A 9,781-nucleotide genomic window follows, 5' to 3' on the forward strand; every position below is an offset into this window, starting at 1 on the left:
GCACGATCACGGTCGCCGCGATCCAGGGGTCCGTGCCGCGCCTGGGCCTGGACTTCAACGCGCAACGCAAGGCGGTCCTCGACAATCACGTCGCCCGCACCCTGGAACTGGCCGCCGAGGTGCGTGCCGGGACCACGTCGCGTCCGGACGTGGTGATCTGGCCGGAGAACGCCTCGGACATCGATCCGCTGCGCAACCCCGACGCCGCCGCCGACATCACCGCCGCGGCCGCCGCGATCGGCGCACCCATCTCCGTCGGCGCGGTCCTCGTCAACGGCGACGGCACCACCACCAACTCGGTGATCGTGTGGGACGCGGAGACCGGGCCGGGGGAGCGCCACGACAAGAAGATCATCCAGCCGTTCGGCGAGTACCTGCCGTACCGGTCCTTCTTCCGGTTGTTCTCCGAATACGCGGACCGCGCCGGGCATTTCGTGCCCGGCCACGGCGACGGGGTGGTGCACGCGGCCGGCATCCCCATCGGGGTCGCGACCTGCTACGAGGTCGCGTTCGACCGGGCGCTGCGCGAGGCCGTCGGCGCCGGCGCGCAGCTGCTGGCGGTGCCCACCAACAACGCCACCTTCGGCGACACCGAGATGACCTATCAGCAGCTGGCGATGTCCCGGCTGCGGGCCGTCGAACACGGCCGCACCGTCGTGGTGGCCGCCACCAGCGGGGTCAGCGCGATCGTCGCCGCCGACGGATCGGTGCTCGAACAGACCCCCCTGTTCGAGCCCGCGGTGTCGGTGGCGCAAGTGCCGCTGCGCACGACGACTACGCTGGCTAGTCGGCTCGGCCCGATCCCGGAACTCGTTCTGTGCGTCGGAGCCGTCGCCGCCGCCGGTGCCGCCCTCGTGCGGGCCCGGCGACACCACACCGCGGGGTCGCGTCCACAGCCCGGACGCGGCACCGAGCCGGCCGACGCCGGCACCGCAGGATCACCGGCCCAGGCCGGTTTCGACAGGGAGGACCATTGATGGCAGCGGCGACGCCGGCCGGGGATCACAGCGTGCCGAGCGCACGGACCCTGGTCATCATTCCGACGTACAACGAGCGGGAGAACATCCGCCTGATCGTCGGCCGGCTGCATGCGGCGCTGCCGGACGTGCACGTGCTCATCGCCGACGACGGCAGCCCGGACGGCACCGGCGCGGTCGCCGACGAGCTGGCCGCCGCGAGCGGGGGCCGCATCCACGTGCTGCACCGCACCGAGAAGAACGGGCTCGGCGCCGCCTACATCGCCGGCTTCCGGTGGGGTCTCGAGCGGGACTACACGGTGCTGGTGGAGATGGACGCCGACGGCAGCCACGCCCCGGAACAGCTGCACCTGCTGCTCGAGAAGGTCGACGCCGGCGCCGATCTGGTCCTCGGCTCCCGCTACGTGCCGGGCGGCACCGTCGTGAACTGGCCGTGGCACCGCGAGGTGCTCTCCCGCGGCGGCAACCTCTACTCGCGGCTCGCGCTCGGGGTGAAGATCGCCGACATCACCGGCGGCTACCGCGCCTACCGGCGCGAGGTGCTCGAGACCCTCGATCTGGACGCGATCGAATCGCACGGCTACTGCTTCCAGGTCGACCTCGCCTGGCGCACCCTGCAGGCCGGGTTCACCGTCGAAGAGGTGCCGATCACCTTCACCGAACGCGTCATCGGCGACTCGAAGATGAGCGGCAACATCGTGCAGGAGGCGCTGCTCAAGGTCACCGTGTGGGGTGTGCGCAACCGGTGGTCCAAGCTGCGCGGGCTCGTCGGCCGCGGCTGACGGTCACCCGCCGAGCCGGTCGAGCGCCTGCCCGTGCGCCCCGGCCGGCTCCGGCGACATCGGCAACCGGCCGGTGACGTCGTGCGGTGACCGAACGCGCGAAGGTCACCAGTCGAGGTGCAGGTCGTCCGCGACCCCGAGTTCCGTGCACAGCGACCGGATCGCGCTGCAGTCCTGCACGACCCGCCCCGACTCGGCGGCGGCGACGGCGTCCGCGATCAACTCCTTGCCGCCGGGGATGCGTTCGTGCTCGACGATCGCCGCCCACGTCGCGGCGTCACCGCCGGTGAACGCGACGATGCCGTCGGCCAGCGCGTCGAGCAGCACGCGCCGATCGGTACGCCCCAGGTCGGCGAAGACGATCTTGAGCAGTTCCGCCGCCAGCGACGAGTGACACAGTTCGTCCCGTCGATGCAGGGCGACCGTGGCCCGGTTGACCGGTTGCAGCGACTCGTCCTCGGTGAGCAACCCGAGGTAGGCGCTGATCGAGGTTTCCGCGACGGTGGTGAACGCGAGGCGCACCAGCGCCTCGGCGCGGGGTGAGGCGGCCCGGGCGACCGCTTCCCGGTGTGCGCGCACGGTCCGGGACGGGGGCAGCACCGACTCCGGCAGCACCCACCCCCGCCGCCGCCGCGTCAGCGCGCTCGCGTTGTGGTGCATCAGCGTGTGGTACTGCTCGTCGACCATCGCCTGCATCACCCCGAGCACGATGGTGTCGTGCGGTCCGATGCCCAGGGCGTCGTCGGTGACGGAGGCGAATCCGGGATTCACGACGCACTGTTCGATGTCGACGACGTTCTTGTTGTAGGCGATCCAGGCCCAGGCGCGCAGCCGGGCACGGCGACGCTCATCGAGGTCGCGGTACCGCCGGTGGGTGTGGAACGGGATCAGCACCTCGGGGAAATCGAGGCGGTCCGGGTCGAACAGGTCGTCGAGGTCGGGTTCGCGTTTCTTGACGGTGGCCCGGATGCCCCAGGATCGGGTCAGGGCCCGGATCACGCTGCTCTCGGCGGGTTCGGTGGGGTCGTGCCGGGGCAGCGACGGTGGGCGCAGTTGAGCGCGTAGCGAGGTGGTGTCGGGTTCAGCCATCACGGCACCCCTGTCTCCCCGGGCGGCGGACGGTCCGTCGTCTGTGGCAGGTCGGCGAAGATCTGCGCGCACGTTTCACGGTACCGGTCGAGGCGGTCGCCGAGGGGTCGCCGCGCGTGTTCCATGAGGTTGGTGAACGCGGCCGGGTCGGCGTCGACGGCCGCGTCGAGTTCGTCGAGCCCGGCCCGCAGCGCCCGCCGGGCCGCGTCGGCGTAGGGGTTGCCGGTCTGCACGTCCCGGTACACCTCCGGCGCGCCGGTGGACACGCGGGCGAGCAACGCGCGCATCAGCGCGTGGGGCGGCGGCGCGGTCGCGGCGGCGACGTCCGGGACCCGCAACCGATCCAGTGCCAGGCCGAACGCGAGGATCGCGGCGTGGGTGAGGGCCTGGGTCGCCGCGGTGACCCGATCGTGTTCGTCGGCGGACAGTTCCACCACGTGCGCGCCCCAGCGGGTGAGATCGGCGAGGAACCCGGTCACCGCGGGTCCGCGCTGGTGCGCGACGGCCACGACCGGCCGGCCCGCCGGTTCGAGCGACGGCGCGAACATCGGATTGATGCCGACCGCCTGCACGTGCGGGGCGTGGGTGTGCAGCACGGCCGGGATCGTGGATTTCACCGAGAGGGTTTCGACGAGCAGCGTGCCCGGTTCGAGCAACCCGCCCAGGACCGGGATCGCCTCGAGCGCAACCGGTTCGGGGACGGCCAGCACCACGGTGGAGGCCGCGCGCAGCGCCGCGGCGGCGCGGGTGATGGGGGCGGTGATGTCCGTGGCCAGCGCGGTGTCGTCGTCCGGTGGTGGGGTCGGGTCGAGGATCAGCACCTCGGCGCCGTCCGCGCGCAGCGCCGACACCAGCAGTGCCCCGACCGCGCCTGCGCCGCCGGCCACGATCACCGGGCCCCCGGTCATCGCCCGGGGTCTTCCGGGAGGGGCGGGGTTTCCGACAGGGTGCGGCGCATCGCGACCGCCTTGACGAGGGTTTCGTCGAGTTCGTCGGCCGCGTCGGACAGTGCGACGATGGCGCCGCCGATGCCGAAGCTCACCTCGTGGTCGGTGGCGACCATGGTGCGGATGACGATGGACAGGTCGGCGGCGCCGGTCGGGGACAGATAGCCGAGGGCGCCGGAGTACACGCCGCGGGGACCGTCCTCGAGTTTGTCGATGATCTCCATGGTGCGCAGTTTCGGGGCGCCGGTCATCGACCCGCCGGGGAACGCGGCGCGCACGCAGTCCACGGCGGACACCTCCGGCCGCAGGGTGCCGCGCACGGTGGACACCAGCTGGTGCACGGCCGCGTAGGTTTCGACGTCGAACAGCTTGGGCACGTGCACCGAACCCGGGACGCACACCCGGGACAGGTCGTTGCGCACCAGGTCGACGATCATCAGGTTCTCGGAGCGGTCCTTCTCGCTCGAATGCAGGTCCTGCCACAGCATCTCGTCCTCGGCCTCGGTCGCGCCGCGGGGCCGGGTGCCCTTGATCGGTTTGGATTCGACGACCCCGTCCGCGTCGATCCGCAGGAACCGCTCCGGCGACGCGCTGAGCACCGAGATGCCCGGGAACCGCAGCAGCGCGCTGTAGGGGGTGGGGCTGATCTCGCGCAGGCATTCGTAGGTGCGCAGCGGATCGATGCTGCGCTCGACGGTGGCCATGTTGGTCAGGCACACCTCGTAGGTTTCGCCGCTGCGGATCTCGGCGACGCACTGGCCGATCAGGTCCAGATAGCGCTGTCCGTCGTGCCGCAGCCGCATCGGCTGGTCGCGGTCCAGGCGCAGCAGCGGCGCCGCATCGGGTGCGGGCACGGTCACGTCGTCGAGTTTGTTCAGGGCGGCGGCGGTGCGCTCGAACCAGTCGGTGGTTGCGCGCTCGCCGGGCTGTGCGCTCAGCGCGATCAGGTAGCAGTGGCCGGCTTCGTGGTCGAGGACGACGGCCCGGTCCGCGAAGACCATCGCCGCGTCCGCGGTGGGCGAGGTGTGCACGAGCTGGGCGCCGGCGTCGGCCTTCAGCTCGTAGCCGAGATAGCCGACGTAGCCGAGGCCGAACGCGAACGGCAGGTCGGCGCGGCGCGCGACCGGACGTTCGGCGAGGCGCCGGTCGATGTGGTCGAAGAACGTGCTGTGGTGTTCGGTGACGGTGCCGTCGGCGGCGTGTTCGCGCACCAGGGTTTCGGCGACGCTGTAGGTGACGAACTCGGAGCGGGGCCCGGAGCCGTCGCCCATCACCGTGAACCGGGATCCGGGTTCGGCCGCGGCGCTGCCGTCGAGCCAGAAGCTGTGCGGGCCGTCCGCGAAGAGCCGTTCGAACACGGCCTGCGGGTCGAGATTGCGGTCGAGGCGGCGACTTTCGAGGAGATAGCGGGGTTCCGGCGGGGGCGGGGGCGGTGGGGCGGCGACGACGACGGGGCCCCGGGTGGGGGTGGCGTCGCGGAAGTTCACGAGCAGGTCGCGGCCGTGTTCGGTGCAGATCGACTCGGGATGGAACTGCACCCCCCACAGCGGTCGGGTGCGGTGGGCCACGCCCATGAGCAGACCGTCCTCGGTCCAGGCCACCGCTTCGAGTTCGTCGGGGACCTGCTCGACGATCAGCGAGTGGTAGCGCACCGCCGCGAAGCGTGGGGGCAGCCCGGCGAACAGCCCGGTGCCGGTGTGCACGATCCGGGCCAGGCGTCCGTGCACCGGTTCCGGGGCCCGCACGACCGGCGCCCCGAACAGGTGACACAGGCCCTGGTGGCCGAGGCAGACGCCGAGCACGGGCAGTCCGCCGTCGAGCAGCGCCCGCGCGCTGATCCCGAAGTCGCGGGGGCGGTCGGGGCGGCCGGGTCCGGGCGAGACGACGATGTTGTCGAACCGGGCCGGATCGATGTGGTCCCACGGGGTGTCGTTGGTGACCACGGTCGGCGGCACGCCGTTGACCTCGGTGAGCAGGCTGTAGAGGTTGTAGGTGAAGGAATCGTAGTTGTCGACGAGCAGGGTGCGAGTGGGCCGTGCGTCGATGGGCATGGCGGCCTCAGCTCCGGTTCTCGCCGACATCGGCGAGGCGCTGGCGGGCAGGGGGGTCGCCGTCGACGAGCAGGTCCTCGACCCGGCAGGCCTCGTCGATCAGCAACGCGTAGAGGTCGTGCAGAAATTCGGTGGACAGACCGTGGCGGTGGGCGTAGTCCGCGGCACGCTCGTGGACCTGCTGCATCCGTGCCGGTTGCAGCACGGGGATGGCGTGGCGCTGTTTGAGATCGGCGATCCGCGCGATGATGCTCAGCCGGTCGCGGACGTCGTCGAGCAATCTGCCGTCCACGTGGTCCAATTCGGCGCGCAGCCTGGCGAGTTCCACTTCCGGATCCGGTGCGTGGTTGTCGTTCATGGCCGTCACTCCCTGGTGCAGCAAACACGGAATTCCCTGGGGAATTTCCGATTCACACGTACGAGTCGTCGTCGCTTTCGAATATCGATCGGAGTGCGCTCATGATTACACGCGAAACGATCATGATGCTTTCGATTGACCGTTTTGTGGCATGCCCGCGTCGCGGCCTTCACACACCGTCGGGAAAGACGACGAATGCCGCCGCGTGGACGGTGCCACGGGGCGGCATTCGGCGGAGTTTCGGTCGTCCGGGTCGAGGCCGGCGATCAGGCTCCGCGACGCTTGGTCTTGAGCAGCTCGAGGCGCTCCTTGAGCAGCTCTTCGAGTTCCTCGATCGAGCGGCGCTCGAGCAGCATGTCCCAGTGCGTGCGCGGCGGCTTGACCTTCTTCGGCTCCGGTGCGGCGCCTTCGACGAGCGTGCCTTCGAGGCCGTTCTTGCAGATCCAGGTGCCGGGGATCTCGGCGTCGTCGGCGAACGGGACGTCGAATTCCTCACCGTTGTCGCAGCGGTACCGCGCGATGCGGCGTGGCGCCAGATCGTGGTCCCGATCGGTTTCGTAGCTCACCGCTCCGAGCCGGCTGCCTCGCAGTACACGATCTGCCATGGTGGTGTCCTCTCTTGTGTGCTCCGCCCGGGGGTCGCCGTCGGACGGCGAGCAACGACCGGGCGTCGATGCGTCCTGTATGCACAACGTCGACGCGGGCGAATCCGTTCCCGCAGCCCGCGGCGCAGCGGGGATGCATCATTTTACCGGCCGCGTGCCCGGCCCCGGTAAGGTGTCGGCCCATGACCGGACGTGAGCGCAAACCGGAGACTTGCCTCTGGTGCGGGCGGCCGGTCCCCGATGCCGGGGTGGGCCGGCGGCGCCGGTACTGCCGCCGCTCGTGCCGGCAACGCGCCTACGAGCAGCGATCCCTGACCCGCGAGGCCGGGTTGCCCGACGGCGCGGTGGTGCTCTCCGCGGAGGAAGCGGTCGCGCTCGCCGACCGGGCGTTCGAGGTGCGCTGCGCCGCCGAGGACGTCGCGACCGCGGTGGCCGAGGGCGCGGGCACCGCCGAGCTGACCGACCTGTGCGCCGAACTGCTGCGGGTGGCCCGCGCCGCCGAACGGATCCGCTGACCGCCGTTCGTCCTCGGATGCGGACACCACCCCCTGTCGCCGCCGGGCGGAGAGACCGCCCCCCTCGCCGTCAGGCGAAGAAACCACCCCCCTCGCCGTCAGGCGAAGAAACCGCCCCCGTCGCCGTCAGGCGAAGAAACCGCCCATGGTGTACACGACCTGGCAGAAGGTGCCGTTGACGTATTCCACGGAGCCGAACAGGGCGGACAGGACCGGTCCGGTTCCGGTGTTCACGGTCTTCGACAGTTGGGGCACGCCGCCCACGGTGTCGTCGAGTGTTTCGATGCCGCCGCGGAAGTTGTCCATGTTCAGCCACACGAACTTCAGGTCGGCGCGGGCGGGCTGCACCGGGATGGTGGGGGCGACGAAGATCTTCAGCTGCCCGATCGCGACGTCCGGGTTGACGTTCGGGCCGGGTTGCGCCCACCCGGTGGTCATGGCGTAGGGAGTGAACCCGCCGCCGCAGCCGATGCCGAAGGTCGGCGCCGGTTCCATGAACGGCTGGGGCGTGTTGCGCGGCGGGTAGAGGAGGTCCTCGATCAGGCCGGCGGGGTGCTGCGCGGCGTCGAGCAGGGCGTCGACGGCCGCGGCGGCGTCGGGGGAGTCGGCGGTGGCGGCGAGGCGGAGGGCGTCGGGGGTGAGTCCGGGTGGCGCCGGCTGCGCGCTCGCGTACGCGGGCAGGGCGACGGCCACGGTCGCGGCGAACAGGGTGCAGAGCGATCGAACGGTCCAACGACGCGGCATCTCGTGCTCCTTCGGGTCGCGCGGGCGTGCGTGGGGATTGTCCGGTGCGCCCGAGAATAACGGGGTGGGGGCCGATCACTCGGGGAATTCGCGTTACATCCAGTTACAGAACCGACAATTCGTATCCGGAGATCGTGCGGTGATCGAATCGCTATCGAATAGTGATATCAAACCGCTCACGTGACGGAAAATGCACTCGGTATGTCCGGATCGGATATCGGTTCGGTTTCGGGCCCCGTGCGAGCCCCGAATTCCGTACCGGTTTTGCGTCCTGCGCTTCGGCAATGGTCTAGCTTGAGGAGCGTCCACGCCGGTTTTTCGCCTTGACACCATCACCGGCACGCGGACGATCGAAACGAGAGAGAGCAACACCACCGTCGATTCGACGAGGTCGGACCTGCCATTGGTCGGGGGACGAGCAGGCCCGTACCGGAATCGCTTTCTTGAGGGGAGATTTCTGTTGCGAGACGCTCAGCAGACGCCGTCGGAAGCCTTCCCCCTATCTTCCGCGCAACGCTCCATCTGGTTCGCTCAGCAACTGGAACCCGACGTCCCGATCTGCATTGCCCAATACGTCGATCTGCACGGCGACCTCGACATCGACCTGCTGCGGCGCGCCGGCCGCACCGCCGGCGCCGAATTCCAGTCCGCCTTCCTGCGGGTGATCGACGTCGACGGCGAACCCCACCAGTTCGTCGACCCCGCCCTGGAACACCAGGACATCCCGGTGCTCGACTTCCGCGACGAACCCGATCCGCTCGCCGCGGCCCAGACCTGGATGGACGCCGACTACGCCACCCCGGTGGATCTGGCCCGCGACACGCTCGTGAACATGACCATCCTGCAGGTCGCCGACCGGCACTACCTGTGGTACAGCAGGATTCACCACGTCGCCCTCGACGGCTACGCGGCCATGACGATGGTCAACCGCATCGCCGAGCTGTACACCGCGGCGTTCGAAGGCCGCGATCCCGACCCCGCCCGCGCCGCGGACCTGCGCACCCTCTACGAATGGGACCGCGACTACCGCGAGTCGAGCCGGTTCGTCGCCGACCGCGACTACTGGGTGGGCCGGGTCGCCGGCATGGACGCCGGCACCACCCTGGCCCGGCGCACCGGGCCGGTCGCGGCGCACAGCACCCTGACCGGCACCGCGCTGCCGGAAGAGCTGGTGCGGCACCTGACCGCCACCGAGACCAGCACCGTGTCCTCCTCCACCGCGGTGCTGGTCGCCGCGTTCGCCACCTACCTCACGCGCCTGACCGGCCACGACGACGTGGTCGTCAACCTGCCCGTGTCGGCGCGCACCACCGCGCTGGTGCGGCGGTCCGGCGGCATGCTCGTCAACACGGTGCCGCTGCACATCCGCGTCGAACCCGACGACACCCGCGAGGCCCTCGTCGGCCGGGTGCAACTCGAACTGACCGGTGCGCTGCGGCACCAGCGGTGCAGCCTCGAGGACGTGCGCCGCGAAACCGGGGCGGCGGGGGACAGCAGCCGGTACGCCGGGCCGCAGATCAACATCATGCTGTTCGACCAGCGGATCCAGCTCGGCCCGCTGCGCGGGGACTTCCACATCATGACCTCCGGTCCCGTCGAGGACCTGCTGGTGAACATCTACCAGTCCGGGACCCCGGCCCGCACGTTCGTCGACTTCCGCGGCAACCCGAACCGGTACGACGAGGACGAGCTGCGCATCCACCACGGAAGGTT

Annotated in this window: 10 protein-coding genes; 4 read left to right on the plus strand and 6 right to left on the minus strand. The window is 70.5% G+C overall.

The features are described 5' to 3' along the window. Both lnt and ACN675_RS25690 read left to right on the plus strand, forming a co-directional pair. The coding region (gene lnt / locus ACN675_RS25685) for an apolipoprotein N-acyltransferase (protein WP_420753522.1) at positions 1-977 on the plus strand (977 nt) is incomplete at its 5' end. Next, a complete protein-coding gene (locus ACN675_RS25690) occupies positions 977-1,759 on the plus strand; it encodes a polyprenol monophosphomannose synthase (RefSeq protein ID WP_420753523.1) in 783 nt (260 codons plus the stop codon). The genes lnt and ACN675_RS25690, both read left to right, overlap by 1 nt. Positions 1,760-1,864: 105 nt before the next feature. Here ACN675_RS25690 and ACN675_RS25695 read toward each other — a convergent pair whose 3' ends face one another. The 5 genes from ACN675_RS25695 to ACN675_RS25715 all read right to left on the minus strand — a co-directional run bounded on the left by ACN675_RS25695 (position 1,865) and on the right by ACN675_RS25715 (position 6,809). Next, complete coding sequence (locus tag ACN675_RS25695; RefSeq protein WP_420753524.1) at positions 1,865-2,848, minus strand: diiron oxygenase; 984 nt, start codon at positions 2,846-2,848, stop codon at positions 1,865-1,867. Continuing rightward, positions 2,848-3,756 carry a prephenate dehydrogenase dimerization domain-containing protein gene (locus ACN675_RS25700; protein ID WP_420753525.1) on the minus strand — a complete coding sequence of 303 codons (909 nt, stop codon included), beginning with the start codon at positions 3,754-3,756 and terminating at the stop codon, positions 2,848-2,850. The genes ACN675_RS25695 and ACN675_RS25700 overlap by 1 nt, the downstream gene beginning before the upstream one ends. Further along, positions 3,753-5,846, minus strand: a complete 2,094-nt coding sequence (pabB, locus tag ACN675_RS25705) for an aminodeoxychorismate synthase component I (RefSeq protein WP_420753526.1) — start codon at positions 5,844-5,846, stop codon at positions 3,753-3,755. Before pabB ends, ACN675_RS25700 begins: the two co-directional genes overlap by 4 nt. A gap of 7 nt (positions 5,847-5,853) precedes the next feature. Further along, the gene (locus tag ACN675_RS25710; protein WP_420753527.1) at positions 5,854-6,204 is read right to left on the minus strand and encodes a chorismate mutase; all 351 of its coding nucleotides are present in this window, start codon (positions 6,202-6,204) and stop codon (positions 5,854-5,856) included. A gap of 266 nt (positions 6,205-6,470) precedes the next feature. Then, entirely contained in the window at positions 6,471-6,809 is a 339-nt protein-coding gene (locus ACN675_RS25715) for an RNA polymerase-binding protein RbpA (RefSeq protein WP_420753528.1), read from the minus strand. Between the two features lie 182 nt (positions 6,810-6,991). Between ACN675_RS25715 and ACN675_RS25720 the strand changes: the two genes are divergently transcribed. Beyond that, positions 6,992-7,324, plus strand: coding sequence for a hypothetical protein (locus tag ACN675_RS25720; protein ID WP_420753529.1), 333 nt, complete (start codon positions 6,992-6,994; stop codon positions 7,322-7,324). A gap of 126 nt (positions 7,325-7,450) precedes the next feature. Here the strand turns inward: ACN675_RS25720 and ACN675_RS25725 are convergent, their stop codons facing one another. Beyond that, entirely contained in the window at positions 7,451-8,068 is a 618-nt protein-coding gene (locus ACN675_RS25725; RefSeq protein WP_420753530.1) for a hypothetical protein, read from the minus strand. A gap of 460 nt (positions 8,069-8,528) precedes the next feature. Between ACN675_RS25725 and ACN675_RS25730 the strand changes: the two genes are divergently transcribed. Then, positions 8,529-9,781 (plus strand): condensation domain-containing protein (locus ACN675_RS25730; RefSeq protein ID WP_420753531.1); only part of this gene is annotated, 1,253 nt, incomplete at its 3' end.

It is taken from the genome of Rhodococcus sp. O3 (genome assembly GCF_048897285.1).
Lineage (GTDB): Bacteria > Actinomycetota > Actinomycetes > Mycobacteriales > Mycobacteriaceae > Rhodococcus.

What these genes read in the sequence shown, in the direction of transcription:
- ACN675_RS25690 (WP_420753523.1), top strand. Translation starts at nt 977, where the DNA reads ATGGCAGCGGCGACGCCGGCCGGGGATCACAGCGTGCCGAGCGCACGG.
- ACN675_RS25695 (WP_420753524.1), bottom strand. Translation starts at nt 2,848, where the DNA reads ATGGCTGAACCCGACACCACCTCGCTACGCGCTCAACTGCGCCCACCG.
- ACN675_RS25700 (WP_420753525.1), bottom strand. Translation starts at nt 3,756, where the DNA reads ATGACCGGGGGCCCGGTGATCGTGGCCGGCGGCGCAGGCGCGGTCGGG.
- pabB (WP_420753526.1), bottom strand. Translation starts at nt 5,846, where the DNA reads ATGCCCATCGACGCACGGCCCACTCGCACCCTGCTCGTCGACAACTAC.
- ACN675_RS25710 (WP_420753527.1), bottom strand. Translation starts at nt 6,204, where the DNA reads ATGAACGACAACCACGCACCGGATCCGGAAGTGGAACTCGCCAGGCTG.
- ACN675_RS25715 (WP_420753528.1), bottom strand. Translation starts at nt 6,809, where the DNA reads ATGGCAGATCGTGTACTGCGAGGCAGCCGGCTCGGAGCGGTGAGCTAC.
- ACN675_RS25720 (WP_420753529.1), top strand. Translation starts at nt 6,992, where the DNA reads ATGACCGGACGTGAGCGCAAACCGGAGACTTGCCTCTGGTGCGGGCGG.
- ACN675_RS25725 (WP_420753530.1), bottom strand. Translation starts at nt 8,068, where the DNA reads ATGCCGCGTCGTTGGACCGTTCGATCGCTCTGCACCCTGTTCGCCGCG.